We start from the raw sequence: 19,554 nt of genomic DNA on the forward strand, positions 1-19,554 counted from the left end.
CCTTTCTTTGGTTACTTTCTTTGGCGAGACAAAGAAAGTAACTCGCCCGCCGGGGCGAATTCCCGGCTCCTGCGCCACACAACAAGCAAGGCCAAAACAAGGGCCCAAGAGCCAAATTCAAGGCTCCTGCGCCCCCCAACAAGCAAGGCCAAAACAAAGGCCCAAAACCCCAATCCCCTCCCAGAGGAGCAGAGAGCAAGACATCCAAGGCATCTTGGGATTGTCGAACTCCGGGATGGGCGAGGGCGACATCACGTAGCGCGTCTGCGTGCGGATGCCGGGGCCGCGCAGGGTCCAGCCTTCCTCGTCCTCGCCGTCGGCGAGCGAGGGCATGTCCACCACGCAGGTGGCCGACCGCTCCGGCGCGGCGTCGGTGCCCTGCGCGAATCGGTCGAGCGCGGGAGGCTCGACCGACCCAGCACGTAGGCCACACCGATGGCCGCCTCCCCGCGCGGCGCGCCGCCCAGGCGCAGCGCGCAGCGCGTGACGGTGACCACGCCGAGGTTGAAGCGCTCGCCGGTGCCGCCGGCGCGGCCCTGGACCATCGTCAAACCAGTCTCGGGTGCGCGCAGCCAATGCGGCGTACGCTCGGCATCCTTGCCCAGTGCAGACTCCAGCATCGGAAGCGGCGCACGCGCCGGCAAGGCCATCCACTGCGCCCGGTCCAGCAACCGGTCCGCGGGGTGCTTGTCAAAGCCATGAAGCATGGGCGAGCTAACCTGGAAAAGTTGTATAGACAAATCGATCAACGAGTGCCAGCTTGGGCACGACCCATGTCCCTTTCATGACAAACACGACATCGTCTCCGGCCCTCGGCGCCGCCACGCGCCCACCGCGCGACTCCTTCTGGACCCGCATCGCCGCCGAGCTGGCCGACGCGATCGCGCGCGGTGTGTATCCGCCCGGCGAGCGGCTGCCCTCCGAGCACACGCTGGCCGAGCAGTTCGGCGTGAACCGCCACACCATCCGCCGCTCGCTCGCCAGCCTCAGCAGCCAGGGCCTGCTGCGGGTGGCGCAGGGCAGCGGCACCTACGTGGAAGAGTTCGCGATCGACCTGATGCCGGCCAAGCGCACGCGGCACCACCAGAGCATGGCGCTGGCCGGCATGCGCGGTGCGCTGCGCGTGCTGAGTTCGGGCACGGTGCGCGCGACGGCGGCGCAGGCGCGCGCGCTGCAGCGGCCGGCACGCAGTGCGCTGCTTCGCCTGCAGGTGCTGCGCGAGGCGCAGCAGCAGCCCTTGCTCGTCGGCGAGCGCTTCTTCCCGCTGCCGCGTTTCGCGCAGCTGGAGGCCGTGGTGCGCGAGACCGGCTCCATCACCGCCGCCTTCGCAGCCCACGGCGTGGCCGACTGCACCCGCGAGGAGAGCCGCATCACGGCCCAGATGCCCGCGCCCGAGGTGGCGGCGCAACTGCGCCAGCCGGCCACGCGGCCGGCGCTCTTCGTCGAGAGCGTGAACGTGGACCCCGACGGGGTGCCCATCGAGTTCGCACGCACCTGGTTCGCAGGCGACCGGGTGACACTCACGGTGACCCACGATGAATGACGCGCCGATGCACCGCTACGCGATCTATTTCGCGCCACGCGAGAACAGCCCCTGGTGGCTGGCCGGCAGCCGCTGGCTGGGCCGCTGCGCCGCACGCGGCGAGCCTTTGCCGCAGGTGCCGGTGCCAGGCCTTTCCGCCACGCGGCTCCATGCGCTGACGAAGGCGCCGCGCCGCTACGGCTGGCACGCGACGCTGAAGGCGCCCTTCACCCTCGCGCCGGGCGTCGACGAGGCGCGGCTGCGCGAGGAACTGCACGCGCTGTGCCGCGCCTTCCAGCCCTTCACCATGCCGAGGCTGAAGGTCGCGCAGCTCGACGACTTTCTCGCGCTGGTGCCCGACGGCGATGTCCACGCCATCGACACCCTGGCCGGTGCGAGCGTGATGCGCCTGCATCCGCTGGCCGCGCCGCTCACGCCCGACGAGCTCGCGCGCCGCCGCGCCGCCGGCCTCTCGCCCGAGGAGGATGCGCTGATGCTGCGCTGGGGCTATCCCTTCGTACTGCAGCGCTTCCGCTTCCACCTCACGCTCAGCGGCTCGGTGAAGCACGCCGAGCCGGCCGAGATCGAGGCCCTGCAGGCCGCGGCACACCACCGATTCGATCCCCTGCCGCCCTGTCGCTTCGACAGGGTCTCGCTGTTCGCCGAGCCGCGCCCCGGCGCGGACTTCCGGCTCGTGGATCAGATGGAGTTGGGCACATGACCGGGCGACTCGTCTACGTCATGGGTCCCTCGGGCGCCGGCAAGGACAGCCTCATCGCCTGGCTGCGCGAGCACCTGCCGCCGCACCTGCCCCTGCACCTGGCGCGGCGCACCATCACGCGGCCTGCGCGGCATGGCGACGAACAGCACCACAGCGTCAGCGAGCAGGCCTTCGCGCTGCTGCAGGAGGCCCAGGCCTTCGCGCTGGACTGGCAGGCCAACGGGCTGCGCTATGGCGTGCGGCACGACGAGGTCGAGCCGCTGCATCGCGGCGCGTGGGTGCTGGTCAATGGCTCGCGCGCCTACCTTCCGCAGGCGCTCGCGCGCTTCCCGCGGGTCACCGTGGTGCACGTGACGGCCAGCATCGAGGTGCTGCGCCAGCGCCTGCTGGCGCGCGGCCGCGAAACGCCCGAGATGGTGGAGGCGCGGCTGCGGCGCGCGTCGAGCTTCCGCGCGCCGCCGGATGCCATCGAGGTGCACAACGACGGGCCGCTGGCCGAGGCCGGTGCCCGGTTGCTGCAGGCCTTCGAAGCGTTGGCCAGAAGCTAGAAGCTGGAAGCGCGCGCTGGCGAAGGCCGAGGGGCCGTGCAGCTGACCCCCGGCGGTGAAGCCGCCGGTGCCGCGAGTTCCGCCTGTTCGCTCGCCTATTGCTCCGGCCTGCACCACAGCCAGATCGCCGTGGCCAGCATGACCAGCGGGCCCGCGATGCGGGCGGCCGGCGGCAGCGAGGCGAACTGCATCACCACCGCCCCGATGGCCATGCTGAAGCTGGCCATCCACTTGGCACGGCGCGACACCACCCCGCCTCGCCGCCAGTCGCGGATCGACGGGCCGTAGACCGGATGCCCGAGCAGCCAGGCATCGAGCGCAGGCCAGCCGCGGCTGGCGCACCACGCTGCCAACAACACGAAAGGAACCGTCGGCAGCAAGGGCAGCACGACGCCGAGCAGCGCGAGTGCGAGGAACACGATCGCCAGCAGGCGCCAGAGCAGTTGCATGACTCGGGGTGATTGCATTGAAGACGGGTGAAGCACCATTGTGGCGCTATGCCGCGCGGTCCCGATTCAGCACTGCTGCAGCCGCAGCCCGATGCCGCCGGCCTGTTCGTGGCGATCATCAGCCCCGCAGGCCATCGGCCGCCGCGCTGATCTCCACGGCATCGGGAAAGTAGCAGAGCCTGTGCGGCCCCTCGCGCGCCTCGATGTGCGTCCATGCAATGACGCCGGCCGCGTCGACCAGGTAGTGGCCCACCAGTTGCGTCCCGTGGGCGGCAAAGATGGCCTCGTCGTCCTCCTCCAGCGCGAAGCCGTCCCTCGCATTGAGCACCGGGTTGGCCGCCATGGGCTGCATGGGCTGCGGCAGCAAGCCCTCGGGATTGATGCGCGCCGCCTCGAACTGCGCCGCGCTCGTGCGCCCCGGCCACGCGGGCGGCTCCGCGCTGCCCTCGGGCAGGAAGGCGGCGCGCGGCACGCCGAAGGCATGGTGCGTGCGGCATTCCGGGTCGGCCAGCAGGACGAGTGGCAGCGGCCGGTAGCCGAAGTACAGGCGCGCGCGGGCCAGCGGCGTGTTGATCACCGCCACGGTCTCCACGCCCTTGGCGTGCAGCGCGGGCTGCATCTCGGCAAGCCGCATGACCTGGCGCCGGCAGAAGGGGCAGTGCAGGCCGCGGAAGAGGCCGATCAGGAAGGGGCGGCCGGACAGATCGGCCAGGCCGACCGACCCCTCGCGGTTGACCGCGGGCAGTGCGAAGTCCGGCGCACGCTCACCCGGCTGCAGTGGATCTCGAGGATCTCCCATGGATCACCTCCTGGCTGGCGTTGTTGCGGCCCACCCGCGAAGAAGCCGACCGTAACACCGCCCGCCTGGCCGCACAACGCGCGATTCCCCGAGGCGCCCCCCCTGTGCGGCCGCACGCCCACAGCCCACAATGCCGCCATCGCATGGCACGCCGCTGGCACCTCTTCCCCAAGTACGCGCTGCTGATCATCGCGCTGGTCGGCGGGATGCTCGTCGCCAGCGGCGCGGTGGTCATCTACTTCTCGTACCGCGAGAACCAGGAGCACGTGATCGCACTGCAGGCCGAGAAGGCCCAGGCCGCGGCGACGCGGATCGAGCAGTACGTGCTCAACATCGAGCACCAGCTAGGCTGGACCGCGCTGCCGCGCCCCGAAGCGCCGGGCACCGAGCCGCGCGAGGCACGCTACATCGAGTACCTGAAGCTGCTGCGCCAGGTTCCGCCGATCACCGACGTGGCCTGGATCGACGGCGCGGGGCGCGAGCAGCTGCGGGTTTCCCGCCTGGCGATGAACGAGGTCGGCAGCGGCATCGATCGCTCGGCCGACCCGGGCTTCCGCAGCGCGACCGGGGGCAGGATGTGGTTCGGGCCGGTCTACTTCCGCCTGGACACCGAGCCCTACATGACACTGGCGCGCCCGGCCGGCCAGGGCGGCGGCGTCACCACGGCCGACGTCAACCTGAAGTTCGTGTGGGAAGTGGTCTCGCGCATCCAGGTCGGCGCCAAGGGACTGGCCTACGTGGTCGATGCCAACGGCACGCTGATCGCCCATCCCGACATCAGCCTGGTGCTGAAGAAAACGGACATGGGCGCCCTGCCGCAGGTGGCGGCGCGGCTGCGCCCCAATTCCGACGCCGCCCAGCAAGCCGCGCGCGACCTGTCCGGGCAGCGGGTGCTGGCCACGCACACGCCGATCCCCACGCTGGGCTGGACGGTGTTCGTCGAATCGCCGCGCGCGGAAGCCTTCGCCCCGCTGTACGCGATGCTCCAGCGCATGGGGCTGGTGCTGGTGCTGGCGCTGCTGGTCTCGATGGCGGCCACCTTCTTCCTGGCACGCGCACTGGTGCGCCCGCTGCGAGCGCTGCAGGCAGGCGCGGCGCGCATCGGCGCCGGCGAGCTGGACCGGCGCATCGAGGTCCATACCGGCGACGAGCTGGAGGGGCTGGCCGACCAGTTCAACGCCATGGCGGCGCAACTGCGCGAGTCCTACGCCCAGCTCGAACGCAAGGTCGAGCTGCGCACCGCCGAGCTGAGCGAGGCGCTGGCCTTCCAGACGGCCATCAGCGGGGTGCTGCGCGTGATCAGCGAATCGCCGAACGACGTCCAGCCGGTGTTCGAGGCCATCCTGGACAGCGCGATGCGGCTGCTGGGCAGCAAGACCGCCTCGGTGCTGCGCTACGACGGCCGCCTGCTGCACCGGGTGGCGCAGCGCAACTGGTCGCCGCTGGCGATCGAGGACGCAGGCCGCTACTACCCCGGCCCGCCGGACTCGCGCATGCTCAGCGGCCGCGTCATCGCCGCGCGCGCGGTGGTCACGATCGACGACGCGTCGGCCGACCCCGGCTACGACCCGGACACGGCCCGGGCGGGCGGCTGGCGCCGCATGCTGGGCGCGCCGCTGCTCAAGGACGGCGCGCCGATCGGCGTGATTGTGGTGGCCTGGGGCGAGCCCGGCCCGACGCCGCAGCGCCAGATCGACCTGCTGGAGACTTTCGCCGGGCAGGCGGCGATCGCGATCGAGAACCTGCGCCTGATGAACGAGACCAAGGAAGCGCTGGCGCAGCAAACCGCCACCGCCGAGGTGCTGCGCGTCATCAGCAGCTCGGTGGCCGACGAGAAGCCGGCCTTCGACGCGATCCTCGACGGCTGCCAGCGCTTCTTTGCGGCCACCGGCATGGGCATCGCCCTGCTGGACGAGGGCGGGACGCTGCACAACGGAGGCTTCCGCGGCGCCCGCGAATCGCTGCTGAAGGCCATGGTGGGGGCCTTTCCGCGCCCGCTGGCGGGCAGCGCGACCGGGCAGGCCATTTGCGAGCGCCGCGTCGTGCACTACGCCGACGCGCTGGGTGCCGCCGATGCGCCGGTGCCGCTGCGGCACGTGGCCGAGGCCGCGGGCAACTTCTCGATCGCCATCGCGCCGATGCTGTGGGACCAGCGCGGCGTGGGCGCGGTGCTGGTGCTGCGCGACCCGCCGAACGCCTTCACCGACAAGGAACTGGCGCTGCTCAAGACCTTCGCAGACCAGGCCGTGATCGCGATCCAGAACGCGCGCCTGTTCGCCGAGATCGAGGAAAAGAGCCGGCAGCTCGCCCTGGCCAACCAGCACAAGTCGGAGTTCCTGGCCAACATGTCGCACGAGCTGCGCACGCCGCTGAACGCGATCATCGGCTTCAGCGAAGTGCTGGCCGAGCAGATGTTCGGCAAGGTCAACGACAAGCAGCTCGAGTACCTGAAGGACATCCACGCCTCGGGCCACCACCTGCTGAGCCTGATCAACGACATCCTCGACCTGTCGAAGATCGAGGCCGGCCGGATGGAGCTGGACCTGTCGAGCTTCGACCTGCCGATGCTGCTGGACAACTCGACCACGCTGGTGCGCGAGCGCGCCCTGCGGCACGGGCTGACGCTGGCGCAGGACATCGACCTGCGGCTCGGCGAATGGGTGGCCGATGCGCGCAAGCTCAAGCAGGTGGTGGTCAACCTGCTGTCGAACGCGGTCAAGTTCACGCCGGCCGGCGGGCGCATCACCTTGCGCGCGCATGCCCTGGGCGACGAAGCCGTCGAGATCGCCGTGATCGACACCGGCGTGGGCATCCCGCCCGACCAGCAGGCGCTGGTCTTCGAGGAATTCCGGCAGGCCGCCGGCGACTACCTGCGCAAGGCCGAAGGAACCGGGCTCGGCCTGCCGCTGGCCAAGCGCTTCGTCGAACTGCATGGGGGCACGCTGTGGGTGGAGAGCGCCCCTGGCGAGGGCTCGACCTTCACCTTCACCCTGCCCCGGCGGACGCTGGACGGGCCGATACAAGAACGGGATTGATCGCCAAGCGCAAGAGGAGGAACATGGCGGCCGGGCTCCACATCCGAAGGGATGACGGCATGACATCGAATGGAGCGGGGATCGCGCTGTCGCGGCGCGCCGCCATGGCGACGGCCTTCGCGGTGCTGGCCGAAGGGCTCGGGGCGCAGCCTCGCGGGGCGGTGGCGGGACCGGCGCGGCTGGGCATCCTCAGCGCCTCGAGCCCCGACCCGATCAACCTGCGCACCCAGCTGGAGCCCCTGCGCAAGGGATTGCGCGAGCTGGGCCATGTCGAGGGGCGCAATCTGTCGATCGAATCGCGCTGGGCGGAGGGCAAGTTCGATCGCCTGCCGGCCTTGCTGGACGAGCTGCTGCGCGCCGATCCGCACCTGCTGCTGACCACCAGCCCGCGGCCCGCGCTGCTCGCGAAGGAGACGGTGAAGACCTTGCCGATCGTTGCCGTGGGAATCGACGATCCGGTGCGATCAGGCCTGGCCTCGAACCTGACGCGCCCTGGCGGCAACATCACCGGCATCTCGGCCGCCTTCACCGGCCTCATGCAGAAGCGGCTTCAGCTGCTCAAGGACGTCCTGCCCGGGGCGCGCCGCTTCGCCATCGTGTTCAACCCGAACACCGTGGCACGCGCGGAATTCGAACGGGGCGTGGCTCAGTGGGAGCCCGCCCTTGCCGTCGCCCTGCAGCTGGAGGAAGTGCGCGGCCCGGACGATTTCGAGCCGGCCTTCGCATCCATGTCCCGTTCGGGCGCGGACGCGGTCGCCATCGTGGCCGACCCCATGATCTGGATCGAGCGCGCCGGGCTCGGCGCGCTGTGCATGCGGCACGGCCTGCCCTCGGTCTGGGGCGGCGCAGGTTACCTCGATGCCGGGGGCCTGTTGTCGTACCAGGGCGACTGGCCCGCGCTCTTCTACCGCGCCGCGGTGTTCGTCGACAAGATCCTCAAGGGAACGCCGCCGGGCGAAATCCCTTTCGAGCAGGGCACCAAGCTGGAACTGGTGGTCAATTTGAAGGCAGCGAAGGCGCTGGGCATCTCGATCCCCCGCAGTGTGTTGGTGAGCGCCGACGAGGTGATTGAATGACATCGGGCAGGGCCCGCCTGTCGCGCCGCGCCGCCATGGCGACGGCCCTCGCCGCCCTGGCCATGGGACCGGGCGCACAGCCGAGGGCCGCCGCGCCGATGTCCCGCCTGGGCTTCCTGGGCCCGGGGACCGGCGACCCGATCAGCCTTCGCACCATCATCGAGCCGCTGCGCCAGGGCCTGCGCGACCTGGGCTACGTCGAGGAGCGCAACCTGGTCATCGACGTCCGCTGGGCCGATGCCCGCTACGAGCGGCTGCCGGGCCTGCTCGACGAGCTGCTGAAGCTCGGGCCCGACGTTCTAATGACCTCGGAAGCGGCCCCCGCGATGGCCGCGAGGGACGCGGTGAAGACCCTGCCGATCGTCGCAGTCGCCGTCGACGATCCGGTGGGGATGGGGCTGGCCCAGAGCCATGCGCGACCCGGCGGCAACATCACCGGCATCGCGGCCGCTTTCACCGGCCTCCTACAGAAGCGCCTGCAACTGCTCAAGGAAGTCGTGCCGACGGCACAACGCATGGCGCTGCTCTACAACCCGGACTCCGTGAAACGCGAGAGCATGGTGCCGTCCGTGGCACGCTGGAAACAGGGTCTCGGCATCAACGTCCAATTCCATCCCATCCGGGGCCCGGACGACTTCGAGCCCGCCTTCGCGGCGCTGGCGCGCGAGCGGGCAGAGGCCGTCGTCGTCCTGGCCGACTCGATGACATGGGTCCATCGCGCGAAGCTCGGCGAGCTGTGCACGCAGCACCGGTTGCCCTCGGTCTGGGGCGGCGGCATCTTCCTCGACGCGGGCGGCCTGCTGTCCTACCAGGGCGACTTTCCGGCGATGTACCGCCGCGCCGCGGTGTTCGTCGACAAGATCCTCAAGGGAACGCCGCCGGGCGAAATCCCTTTCGAGCAGGGCACCAAGCTGGAACTGGTGGTCAATTTGAAAGCAGCGAAGGCGCTGGGCATCTCGATTCCCCGCAGTGTGTTGGTGAGCGCCGACGAGGTGATCGAATGAAGCGGCGCGACGCCGCGGCGCTGACGGGTACCCTGGCGCAGACCGGCCCTGTATGCTCGGCACAAGGACCGCGGAGCATCGGAAATGCCGGCACGCCGGGCAGGTTGCAGGCCGAGCGGGCGATCGCATGAGATGACCCGAGGAGCACCGGCATGGCCACCATCCTGATCGTCGAGGACCACGAGAAGAACATGAAGCTGGTGCGCGACATCCTGCGCCACGACGGCCATGCCACGCTCGAAGCCGTGACCGGCGCCGAAGGCCTGCGCCTGGCGATCGAGGCGCAGCCCGACCTGGTGCTGCTGGACATCCAGCTGCCGGACATCGACGGCATCGCGGTGCTGCGCGAGATCCGCGCCCACCCGGCGCTGGACGCGATGCCGGTGCTGGCCGTGTCGGCCTCCGTCATGCCCGACGAGCGGCAGAAGGTCACGGACTCGGGCTTCGACGCGCTCATCTCCAAGCCGATCCAGCTCAAGCCCTTCCGCGAGACCGTGCGCCGCTTCCTCGGCGAAGGACGCGGCCGCACCGGCACGCCCGGCAGTCCCGCCACACCGCCGAACATTCCATGACCGCCCCCGCCACCATCCTCATCGTCGACGACACGCCGCTCAACATCAAGCTGCTCGCCGACCTCCTGTCCGCGCGCGGCTACCGCACCGTGGCCGCATCGTCCGGCGAAGAGGCATTGCGCAAGCTGAGCGAGGAAGCGCCCGACCTGGTCCTGCTCGACGTGATGATGCCGGGCATGAGCGGCTACGAGGTCTGCGCCGCGATCCGCGCCGATCCCACGCACGCGATGCTGCCGGTGGTGCTGGTCACAGCGCTGGACCCCGCCAAGGAGCGCGCCAAGGGCCTGGAGGCCGGCGCCGACGACTTCCTGAGCAAACCGGTGGCACAGGCCGAACTGCTGGCGCGGGTGAAGTCGCTGCTGCGCATCAAGCAGCTCTACGACGAGGTGCAGCGCCAGCGCAGCGAGCTGGCCGAGTGGAACTGGACGCTCGCGCAGCGCGTGGACGAAGGCGTGCGCGAGCTGGAGCGCATGAACCGGCTGCGGCGCTTCTTCTCGCCGCAGCTCGCCGAGGCGATCGTCAACGGCGGCGCCGTCGATCCGCTCAAGAGCCACCGCTGCGAGATCACCGTCGTCTTCCTCGACCTGCGCGGCTTCACCGCCTTCACCGAGACCGCCGACCCGGAAGAAGTGATGGCCGTGCTGGCCGACTACCACGCTGCGATGGGCCGGCGCATCCTGGAGTTCGAGGGCACGCTCGAACGCTTCAGCGGCGACGGCATCATGGTGTTCTTCAACGACCCCACGCCTGTGCCCGACCCGGCGCCGCGCGCCACGCGCATGGCCCTGGCGATGCAGCGCGACGTGGCGCAGCTGGCGGAGCACTGGCGGCGGCGCGGCCATGCACTGCAACTGGGCATCGGCATCGCGCAGGGCTTCGCCACGCTCGGCGGCATCGGCTTTCCGGGCCGCATCGACTACGCCGCGATCGGCACCGTCACCAACCTCGCGGCCCGGCTCTGCGGCGAAGCGGCCGGCGGGGAGATCCTGGTGTCCCAGCGCGTGTGGGGCCTGATCGAGGACATCGCGCAGGGCGAGCCGGCCGGCGACCTGGTGCTCAAGGGCTTCGCGCGGCCGGTGACGGCCTTCCGCCTGCGCGGCAGTTGAGGAAGCACATCAACAATGTGGACCAAAGCCCAAGGAAGTCACGCATACCGCGTTCGGCCGTCCGGAGAAAGTCGCCGGGGCCGCATTACAGTCGCTGCGTGTCCATGCTTGTGCTCCGTGAAATCGCCGCCCGCCCGCTGCCCGCCATGATCGCCGGCGGCGGCCATGTCGACGGCGTCCGCGTCCTGGTGGCCGCCGGTCTGGTGAAGGCGACCATCCCCCCGCCCAGCCGCACGATGGACGGCTACGAGCAATTGCCCGCGATGGTGACCGAGATCACCAGCCTGGGGCGGATGATGCTCAGGCGCTTTCCCCTTCGCTGAGCTGCGCCGGGCGCCCCGGCGATCCCGTCGATCCTGTCGATCCTGCCGCGCACCACATGCCGCGATGGCGGGGACGGCCTGCGCAGGACGAGCCCGCCGCTCCGCCCCTCGCCCCACACCCCGGTGCGGCGCTGTCCGACACACGGGCGGGGCGTGGGAAGCAAGGCTGTACCCTGGACGATCGTGTCCGCGCGACAGACCAAGTCGACAACACACGCACGGCGAGGGTACCCGTGAGAGATGCACTCAGGCATGCTGAATTTCCAGAGAATCCGGATCATTTCGATCCTTTCGCGTCCGGCGACCTGGCGGCGGTCGTCGCCACCACCGAAGGCCAACGCGAGCTGTGGCTGGGCGATCGGCTCGGCGAGGACGCCACGCTCGCCTACAACGAAGCCAATGCGCTGCACCTGAAGGGCCCGCTCGACACCGGCGCTCTGGCGCGGGCCGTCGAGCGCGTGGTGGCGCGGCATGAATCGCTGCGTGCCAGCTTCTCGCCGGACGGCACGCAGCTCTTCGTCGCGGCGCCCGGTCCCTTCGCCCTGCGGTACGTCGACCTGTCCGGCTTCGATGCCACGGCACGCGACAAGCGGCTGGCGCTGGCCTTCGACGCCGCCGTGAACGAGCGCTTCGTGCTCGAGAAGGGGCCGCTCTTCCGCGCCACGCTCGTTGTTTCGGGGCCGGAGGATCACACGCTCATCCTCAGCGCCCACCATGCCGTCTGCGACGGCTGGTCCTGGGGTGTGATCGTCTCCGAGCTGGGGCAGCTCTACGCGCGCGAGCGCGGTCTCGGCCAGCCGCGGCCACTTGCGCCGGCGCCGCGCTATGCGGACTACGCGCAGTGGGAGGCCGAGGAAATGGCCGGCCCGGGCATGCAGGCCCACGCGGACTATTGGCTGGCGCGCTTCGCCAGCCCCGCGCCGCCGCTCGAACTGCCGCTGGATCGGCCGCGTCCGCCCTTGCGAAGCTTCCGCTCGAAACGGGCCGACGGCCTGCTCGATGCCGAGCTGATCGAGCGCCTGCGCCAGCGGGCCGCGGGCTCGAACAGCAGCCTGTACGCGGGCCTGTTCGCCGCCTTCGCCGGCCTGCTGCACCGGCTCACCGAGCAGGAAGACATCGTGATCGGCATCGCCGCCGCCGGCCAGCTCGCCGCCGACATGCCGCGGCTCGTGGGGCATTGCGTGAACCTGCTGCCGCTGCGCGTGGCGCTGAACGCCGAGACGCCCATGCAGGCACTGATCGAACAAAGCCGCGGCCTGCTGCTCGACGCCTTCGAGCACCAGAGCCTCGGCTACGGCACGCTGCTGCGCAAGATGCTGGCGCCGCGCGATCCGGGCCGGCTGCCGCTGATGAGCGTGCTCTTCAACGTCGATGGCGACACCGAACAGGGCGCGGACAGCTTCCCCGGCCTGCAGGCTTCGGTGCGCAGTCTTCCGCGCACCTGCGAGAACTTCGAGCTCTTCCTCAACATGACGCCCGTGGCCGGTGGCGGCATGCGGTGGGAGATGCAATACAACGTCGGTCTCTTCGACGAGGAAAGCATCCGGCGCTGGATGGGCCTGTACGAATGCCTGCTGAAGGCGGCCGTGCACGAACCCGGCGCGGCGCTGGGCCAGATCGATCTGCTGACCGAGGCGGAAGAAGCCCGCCTGCGCGCCCTGCAGCCACGACCCACGCCATTGGCGCGCAGCGGCCTGGCCCACGCAGGCTTCGAGGCCATGGCGGCGGCGCAGCCCGACCGCATGGCGCTGAGGCACGGCGCGCAGCACTGGACCTACCGCGAGCTCGACCAGCGCGCCAACCGCCTGGCCCATGCCCTGCGTGCCCGCGGCATGGGACGCGGCCAGCGCGTGGGCCTGTGCCTGCCGCGCGACGCCGACATGCTGGTCGCGGTGCTGGCCGTGCTCAAGTGCGGCGCAGCCTATGTGCCGCTGGACCCGGACTTTCCCAAGGCGCGCCTCGACGACCAGGCCGCCGATGCGCGGCTCGGGCTGCTGATCACCGCGACCGGGGTCGCGCATGCGCCCGTGCACTGGTGCAGCGACCACGACAGGCAGGTGCTGCGCCTGGACAGGGACGAGGCCTGGCACCTGCAGCCCGCCGAGCCGCTGCCCGCGGGCGGCCGGGACGCGCAGCCCGGCGACATGGCTTTCCTCATCTACACCTCCGGCTCCACCGGCCGGCCCAAGGGTGTCGGCATCCCGCATGGTGCGGTGGCCAACCTGCTGCAGAGCATGCGCCACGCGCTTCGCATCGGCCCCGGCGACCGGGTCGCGGCGGCGAGCACACTGGGCTTCGACATCGCGGTGATGGAGCTGATCCTGCCGCTGGAAGCCGGCGCCGAGATCGTGCTGGTCCCGCGCGAAACGGCGCGCGACGGCCAGGCCTATCGCCGGCTGATCGAGAGCGAGCAGATCACCGTGCTGCAGGCCACGCCCAGTGCCTGGCGGCTGCTGCTGGATGCGCAATGGCCCGGCCACCCCCGGCTCAAGGCCATCAGCGGCGGCGAGACCCTGCCGCGCGAACTGGCCCTGGCGCTGGCGTCGCGCTGCGGCGAGGTGTGGAACATGTACGGCCCGACCGAGACCACGGTCTACTCGACCCTGTGGCGCGTCGACGCGGCCGCGCTCACGCGCCGGGGCGTCGCCATCGGCCGCCCCATCGCCAACACCAGCGTGTGGATCCTCGACCGCCACGGCCGGCGCTGCCCCGTCGGCGTGCCCGGCGAGATCTGCATCGGCGGCGCGGGCGTGGCGCTGGGCTACTTCGAGCGTCCGGAGCTGACCGAGCGCGCCTTCGTCCCCGACCCCTTCGGCGCCCCGGGCGAGCGCCTCTACCGCAGCGGCGACCGCGGCCGCTGGTGCAACGACGGACTGCTGGAGCATCAGGGCCGGCTCGACCTGCAGGTCAAGGTGCGGGGCCACCGCATCGAGCCGGAGGAGGTCGAGGCCCATTGCAACCAGGTGCCGGGCGTGGCCGCCAGCGTGGTGGTGGCGCGCGAGGACCAGCCCGGCGACATGCGCCTCGTGGCCTACCTGGTCGCCTCGCCCGGCGCGCGGATCGACACCTCCGCGGTGCAGCAGGCCCTGGCCTCGCGCCTGCCGCCCTACATGCAACCGCAGCACCTGGTGGTGCTGGACGAACTGCCGCGGCTGCCGAACGGCAAGATCCACCGCAAGGCGCTGCCCGCACCCGGTGCGGCCAGGACCGCGCAACCCATTCCCCTCCTCGCGGCGCGCGACCCGCGCGAACGCGCCGTGCTGCAGGCCATGGAGCAGGTTCTGAGCCTGCCGGGCATCGGCGTGCGCGACGACTTCTTCGCGCTCGGCGGCCATTCGCTGCTGGCCTCGCGGCTGGCCATCGCGCTGGGCCGCATGTTCGGCGTGACCGTGCCCCTGCGCACGCTCTTCGCGGCACCGACGGCGGAGCGGCTGGCGGTGGCGCTGGCCGAGCTGCAGGCGGGCGAAACCGCTGACGCGCCCGCCCCCCTGCCCCGGCGCACGGGACGCAGCAGCGCCCCGCTCACGCCGATGCAGGAGCGCATCCTCTTCCTCGAGGAAATGCATCCGGGCCGGCCGGTCTACAACACGCCCTCCGCGCACCGGCTTTCGGGGCCGATCGATGCGGGCGCCTTCCAGGAGGCACTGCGCGAGGTGGTGCGCCGCCAGCCCGCGCTGCGCACCGCCTTCGACAAGGATGCGGCGAGCGGCGCCTTCGTCGCCTCGATCGCCGCCGAGGTGCCGGTCACGCTGGCGCAGGTCGACCTGCGCGACCTGCCGGCCGACCAGCGCGAGCCGGAGCTGATCGACAGGCTTCAGGAGCTGGCGGACGCACCGGTCGACATCCACCGCGCGCCGCTGTTCAACGCCACGCTGATCCGCATGGACGAAGAGGATCACGTGTTCGTCTTCGTGCCGCACCGCCTCATCTGGGACGGAGCCTCGCTCGACCTCCTGCTGAAGGAGCTGTCGACCATCTACCAGGCCCGCATCGACGGCGTCGCCCACACGCTGCCCGAACTGCCGGCCACGCACGGCGACCACGCCGAGTGGTACCAGGCGTGGATGCAATCGCCGCCCTGCGAGGAGCAGGCCCGGTTCTGGAAGCAGCGCTTCGCCGACACTCCGCCGCCCAAGGCCCTGCGCACCGACATGCCGCGCCGCGCCGGCATGACGGGCCAGGGCGGCACGCAGTGGCTGACCATCGACCGCGCGTTGACCGAGCAGCTGCACGCCGTCGCGCGCGGCCAGGCCCTCACCCTCAACATGCTGACGCTGGGCATCTACGTGCTCATGCTGGACAGCCTGGGCGATGCGCGCGCACTCGTCGTCGCGACGCCGGTGCGCGGGCGTGCCTTCCCGGAGCTCGACGGCGTGATGGGCTCCTTCAGCAACCTGTTGCCGCTGCCGCTGGAGATCGATCGCGGGCAGACCCTGCCCGCCTTCCTTCAGTACGTGAAGGAGCAGCTCGTCAGCGCGATCGACCGCGCGCAGTTTCCCTTCGAGCGCCTCGCGGGCGAGCTGGCGTTTTCCGGGAGCACCAAGGGCATCGGCCTGTACCAGGCCTCCTTCTCCTTCCAGGATGCGCGCGAGCGGCCGCTGGCGATCGGGCCGCTGCGGCACCGCGAGCTGCGCGTGTCGCAGCGCGGCGCCACCGAGGACCTCGGCCTGTGGCTGACCGAGCGGCACGACGGCCTCGAAGGTGCGCTCACCTACAACGCCGACATCTACCGGCGCGAGACCGCCGCGGCCCTGCGCGGCCGCTACGTCGAGTTGCTGCAGCGCGTCGCCGCGAATCCGCGGGACACGCTGGAAGCCCTGGTGGGCCCGGCCGCGGACGGCGACTCGCCGGATGCGGCGTACCTGAGGCGCTGGGCGCGCAGCGAGGCGGCTGCGGCGGCCGCGCCGGAGCAGGCCGATGCGCGGGCCGGCCGCCCTGCCGCGGCCACCGCCCATGCCGCCCTGACGCCAGCCCAGCATCGCCTGGCGCAGATCTGGGCCGACGTGCTCCGGATCCAGCCCGGGGACATCCGCGCCAGCGACAACTTCTTCGATCTCGGCGGCGACTCGCTGCAGGCCATGCGCGCCATCCAGGTCGCCGAGCGCCACCTGGGCTTTCGCACCGAGCCGCCGCGCTACGTGTTCGAGAACCTGGGCCAGCTGGCCTCGCGCGAGGCCGCGCTCGCGATCGGCATGGCGGCCGGCGACAGCGCCAAGGGCCGCAGCGCGGCCGCGCCATCCGCCGGCCTGCTGGGCCGGATGTTCTCCGGCCTGGGCCGGCAGCAAAGGCCTCGATGAGCAGCTTTCTTCGATCGATCGCAGTCACCGTGGACGAACCGGACCCTGGAATGTTCTGCTGGGTGCTGCTCGAAGCGCGCGCCGCGAACGACGAGTACCGCTTCCTCTCCTCGTCACCCCGCGGGACCGACAGCTACGAGCACGCCTTGCTGCAGGGCGTGGCCGAGCTGCGCCGGCTCTGCCGCACGCCCGAACAGGGCCCGCGGCGCAAGGCGCAGGAGAACGAAGAGAGCCCCTCCGGCTGGTTGCCGCTGGCATGACCGCTGCGCAGCAAGCAGGACGCCGGAGGCCGCCTTCGTCCCGCACCGTGCAGCAGACGCTGCGCCAGCGCTTCGGCCTGGACCGGCTGCGGCCCGGCCAGCAGGAAGTGATCGACCGCGTGCTCGCCGGGCGGTCCACGCTCGCCGTCATGCCCACCGGTGCCGGCAAGTCGCTCTGCTACCAATTGCCGGCCCTGCTGCTGCAAGGGCGCACGCTGGTCGTGTCGCCCCTGATCGCGTTGATGAAGGACCAGTGCGGCAAGCTGCGCGAACTGGGCGTGAATGCCGTGCAGCTGAACAGCCAGGTCCCGGCCGACGAGCGCGACGCGGCCGAGCAGGCGATCGCCGACGGCTCCGCGCGCATCGTGCTGGTCACGCCCGAGCGCCTGGCCGACGCCGGATTCATCGCGCTGCTGGGTGCGCACCCGACCTCGCTGCTGGTGGTCGACGAGGCCCATTGCATCTCGCAATGGGGGCACGATTTCCGCCCGGCCTTCCTGGAGATTGCGCAGGCCGCAAAGAAGCTGGCCGTGCCGACCGTGCTGGCGCTCACCGCCACCGCGCCGCGCGACGTGGCCTCGGACATCCTGGCACAACTGCGCATTCCGAGCGACGGATGGGTCGACACGGGCACCTACCGCCCGAACCTGCGCTACGCCGTGGAACAGTTCGGGCGCGAAGAGGACCGGCAGCGCCGCGCGCTCGAACTGGTCGCCGGGCTGCGGGGCAGCGGGATCGTGTATGCGGCCACCATCAAGGCGGCCGAGGCCCTTCACCACGCGCTGCGCGAGCGGGGCGAACCGGCAGGGCTGTACCACGGCCGGCTGCCTGCCGCCGATCGGCGGGAGGCGCAAGATGCCTACATGCGCGGCGACCTGCGCGTGATGGTGGCCACCAACGCCTTCGGCCTGGGTATCGACAAGCCCGACATCCGCTTCGTGCTGCACTACCAGATGCCCAGCAGCCTGGACGCCTACTACCAGGAATCCGGACGCGCCGGGCGCGACGGCGAGGTCGCGGCCTGCACCCTGCTCTACCTGCAGCGCGACAAGGCGGTGCAACAGTTCTTCCTCGCCGGCCGCTACCCCGACACCGAGGACCTGGAGGCGCTCTATCGCACCTTGCGCGACAAGGCACCGGAAGCCCCGGGCTGGACCTTGCCGGCCCTGCGTGAAAAGGCGGACATCCACGCCAACAAGCTGCAGGTGGCCCTCGCGCTGCTGCGCAGCCGGCGCATCGTCGCCGTGGACCGCGAACGCCGCATCCGCCTGCTGCGCGGCGAACTCGGCAAGGAGGCGCTGGACGGCCTGCTGGCCACCTACCGCGAGAAGCGCGAACAGGACCGCGCGACCCTCGAGCGCATGGTCTTCTATGCGCAGAGCGGCCAGTGCCGCTGGCAGGTGCTGCTGGCGTACCTCGAAGAGGACGCCCCGTCGCAACGCTGCGGCCACTGCGACAACTGCCGCCGCATCGCGCAGCACGAAGCGGCCATGGCGCGCCCGATCGTGGTCGAGCAGGACATTCCCTTGCGCAAGCCCGCACCGCCGCGCATGCCGGAGCCGGCCTTCAGCCCGCAGCAGACCGTCAAGGTCAAGCGCTACGGCGAGGGTCAGGTGGTCAGCGCCGATCCGATGTCCGTCACCATCGAATTCGCCGACGGCAGCCGGCGCTGCTTCCTGCCCGACTATGTGCGACGCATCAGCCCGAAAACACGCGCGCCAGTTCGTAAGGCGGCGTGACTTCGAGCTGGTCGTAGCGGCAGGCGGCCGGCGACTTGTCGTGGCGCCATCGCAGGAATACCGCCGCATGGCGGAAGCGGTCGCCCTGCAGATGGTCGTAGCGCACCTCGCAGACGCGCTCGATGCGCAGCGCTTCCCAGGACAGATCCTTGCCGCCGCTCCATCGGCTACGCGCGCCGGGCATCCGTTGCGGCGATGCCCCTGCGGCCGGCGCGCCGGCCCAGCCGGCCCACGGGTGCCCCTGCATCCCACCCTGGCGCAGCGGCGCGAGTTCGTCCGCCAGGCGACGTCGCGTCGACATGTCGAAGGAGGAGGTCACGCCCACGTGCTGCAGCGCCCCTCGGTCGTCGTAGAGGCCCAGAAGCAGGGAGCCGACCACCCCTTGGCCGCTCTTGTGCCAGCGCAAGCCTGCCACCACGCAGTCCGCGGTGCGCTGGTGCTTCACCTTCAGCATCGCGCGCTTGCCGGGCAGATAGGGCGCGTCCGCCCACTTGGCGATGACACCATCCAGCCCCGCCCCTTCGAAATGTTCGAGCCATTGCAGCGCCAGGCCGCGCTCCGGGGTCATGGGCGTGAGATGGATCGGCGGCGCCGTGTCCGTCAGCAGGGCCTCGAGCAGCAGGCGGCGCTCGGCCTGCGGGCGCGCCATCACGTCGCGGCCGTTCAGCGCCAGCAGGTCGAAGGCCACGAAGGACGCGGGCGTCTCCGAAGCCAGGCGCGCCACCCGCGATGCGGCCGGATGCACGCGCTGCTGCAGCGCGTCGAAGTCCAGTCCACCCGGCGTGGCGATCACGATCTCGCCGTCGAGCACGCAGCCTTCGGGCAGGCCGTGGGCCAGCACTTCGTGCAGGTCCGGAAAGTAGCGGTCGAGCGGCTTGCCCTCGCGGCTCTGGATCAGCACGTGGCCGCCGGTGCGAAAGACGATGGCACGGAAGCCGTCCCACTTCGGCTCGTACAGAAAGTCCGGCCCTTCCGGCACGCGCTCCGCGATCTTCGCCAGCATCGGCCACACGGGTGCGGACGGCGCCTTTGCGTTTTTCATCGCCCGAATGAATCATCAGGCCTGCGCGCCCTGTGCAGGAACAGCCGCCATGATGGCGACA

At 71.0% G+C, this 19,554-nt stretch carries 17 protein-coding genes; 12 read left to right on the plus strand and 5 right to left on the minus strand.

The features are described 5' to 3' along the window. Positions 1–117: 117 nt before the first annotated feature. Both ABEA07_RS08435 and ABEA07_RS08440 read right to left on the minus strand, forming a co-directional pair. Entirely contained in the window at positions 118–342 is a 225-nt protein-coding gene (locus tag ABEA07_RS08435; protein WP_425584090.1) for an alpha-D-ribose 1-methylphosphonate 5-phosphate C-P-lyase PhnJ, read from the minus strand. Beyond that, positions 252–707 (minus strand): phosphonate C-P lyase system protein PhnG, encoded by a 456-nt coding sequence (locus ABEA07_RS08440; protein ID WP_345537154.1) that lies wholly within the window; start codon positions 705–707, stop codon positions 252–254. The genes ABEA07_RS08435 and ABEA07_RS08440 overlap by 91 nt, the downstream gene beginning before the upstream one ends. A 77-nt stretch (positions 708–784) precedes the next feature. Here ABEA07_RS08440 and phnF point away from each other — a divergent pair, with 77 nt between their 5' ends. From phnF to phnN, 3 genes are read left to right on the plus strand one after another with little or no spacing between them, the layout of a single operon-like run. Continuing rightward, positions 785–1,543 (plus strand): phosphonate metabolism transcriptional regulator PhnF, encoded by a 759-nt coding sequence (phnF, locus tag ABEA07_RS08445; RefSeq protein ID WP_345537155.1) that lies wholly within the window; start codon positions 785–787, stop codon positions 1,541–1,543. After that, a complete protein-coding gene (locus ABEA07_RS08450) occupies positions 1,536–2,243 on the plus strand; it encodes a DUF1045 domain-containing protein (RefSeq protein ID WP_345537156.1) in 708 nt (235 codons plus the stop codon). The genes phnF and ABEA07_RS08450 overlap by 8 nt, the downstream gene beginning before the upstream one ends. Next, on the plus strand, positions 2,240–2,791 hold the full coding sequence (phnN, locus tag ABEA07_RS08455) for a phosphonate metabolism protein/1,5-bisphosphokinase (PRPP-forming) PhnN (protein WP_345537157.1): 552 nt from the start codon (positions 2,240–2,242) through the stop codon (positions 2,789–2,791). Before ABEA07_RS08450 ends, phnN begins: the two co-directional genes overlap by 4 nt. Positions 2,792–2,886: 95 nt before the next feature. Here phnN and ABEA07_RS08460 read toward each other — a convergent pair whose 3' ends face one another. Then, on the minus strand, positions 2,887–3,240 hold the full coding sequence (locus tag ABEA07_RS08460; RefSeq protein ID WP_345537159.1) for a YbaN family protein: 354 nt from the start codon (positions 3,238–3,240) through the stop codon (positions 2,887–2,889). A 118-nt stretch (positions 3,241–3,358) separates the two neighbouring features. Beyond that, a complete protein-coding gene (locus ABEA07_RS08465) occupies positions 3,359–4,039 on the minus strand; it encodes a redoxin domain-containing protein (protein WP_345537160.1) in 681 nt (226 codons plus the stop codon). 143 nt (positions 4,040–4,182) lie between these two features. Between ABEA07_RS08465 and ABEA07_RS08470 the strand changes: the two genes are divergently transcribed. The 9 genes from ABEA07_RS08470 (at position 4,183) to ABEA07_RS08510 (ending at position 18,451) form a co-directional block, all read left to right on the plus strand. Continuing rightward, a complete protein-coding gene (locus ABEA07_RS08470) occupies positions 4,183–7,074 on the plus strand; it encodes a GAF domain-containing protein (protein ID WP_345537161.1) in 2,892 nt (963 codons plus the stop codon). Between the two features lie 59 nt (positions 7,075–7,133). Further along, positions 7,134–8,150, plus strand: a complete 1,017-nt coding sequence (locus ABEA07_RS08475) for an ABC transporter substrate-binding protein (RefSeq protein WP_345537162.1) — start codon at positions 7,134–7,136, stop codon at positions 8,148–8,150. Continuing rightward, the gene (locus ABEA07_RS08480) at positions 8,147–9,154 is read left to right on the plus strand and encodes an ABC transporter substrate-binding protein (protein WP_345537163.1); all 1,008 of its coding nucleotides are present in this window, start codon (positions 8,147–8,149) and stop codon (positions 9,152–9,154) included. The genes ABEA07_RS08475 and ABEA07_RS08480 overlap by 4 nt, the downstream gene beginning before the upstream one ends. Before the next feature lie 152 nt (positions 9,155–9,306). Beyond that, a complete protein-coding gene (locus ABEA07_RS08485) occupies positions 9,307–9,726 on the plus strand; it encodes a response regulator (protein WP_345537164.1) in 420 nt (139 codons plus the stop codon). Continuing rightward, positions 9,723–10,832 (plus strand): adenylate/guanylate cyclase domain-containing protein, encoded by a 1,110-nt coding sequence (locus ABEA07_RS08490; protein ID WP_345537165.1) that lies wholly within the window; start codon positions 9,723–9,725, stop codon positions 10,830–10,832. Before ABEA07_RS08485 ends, ABEA07_RS08490 begins: the two co-directional genes overlap by 4 nt. 104 nt (positions 10,833–10,936) lie before the next feature. Continuing rightward, positions 10,937–11,155 (plus strand): hypothetical protein, encoded by a 219-nt coding sequence (locus ABEA07_RS08495; protein WP_345537166.1) that lies wholly within the window; start codon positions 10,937–10,939, stop codon positions 11,153–11,155. A 233-nt stretch (positions 11,156–11,388) separates the two neighbouring features. Then, positions 11,389–16,452: an amino acid adenylation domain-containing protein gene (locus tag ABEA07_RS08500; RefSeq protein ID WP_345537168.1), complete on the plus strand. Its 5,064-nt coding sequence runs from the start codon at positions 11,389–11,391 to the stop codon at positions 16,450–16,452. Then, positions 16,449–16,712 carry a hypothetical protein gene (locus ABEA07_RS08505; protein ID WP_345537169.1) on the plus strand — a complete coding sequence of 88 codons (264 nt, stop codon included), beginning with the start codon at positions 16,449–16,451 and terminating at the stop codon, positions 16,710–16,712. The genes ABEA07_RS08500 and ABEA07_RS08505 overlap by 4 nt, the downstream gene beginning before the upstream one ends. Continuing rightward, positions 16,709–18,451, plus strand: coding sequence for a RecQ family ATP-dependent DNA helicase (locus ABEA07_RS08510; RefSeq protein ID WP_345537171.1), 1,743 nt, complete (start codon positions 16,709–16,711; stop codon positions 18,449–18,451). Before ABEA07_RS08505 ends, ABEA07_RS08510 begins: the two co-directional genes overlap by 4 nt. On the opposite strand, the gene ABEA07_RS08515 is transcribed toward ABEA07_RS08510, so the two are convergent. After that, entirely contained in the window at positions 18,411–19,493 is a 1,083-nt protein-coding gene (locus ABEA07_RS08515) for an ATP-dependent DNA ligase (RefSeq protein WP_345537173.1), read from the minus strand. The two genes, ABEA07_RS08510 and ABEA07_RS08515, sit on opposite strands and share 41 nt — an antisense overlap. Between the last annotated feature and the right edge of the window lie 61 nt (positions 19,494–19,554).

Source organism: Variovorax defluvii (genome assembly GCF_039541515.1).
Classification (GTDB): domain Bacteria; phylum Pseudomonadota; class Gammaproteobacteria; order Burkholderiales; family Burkholderiaceae_C; genus Variovorax; species Variovorax defluvii.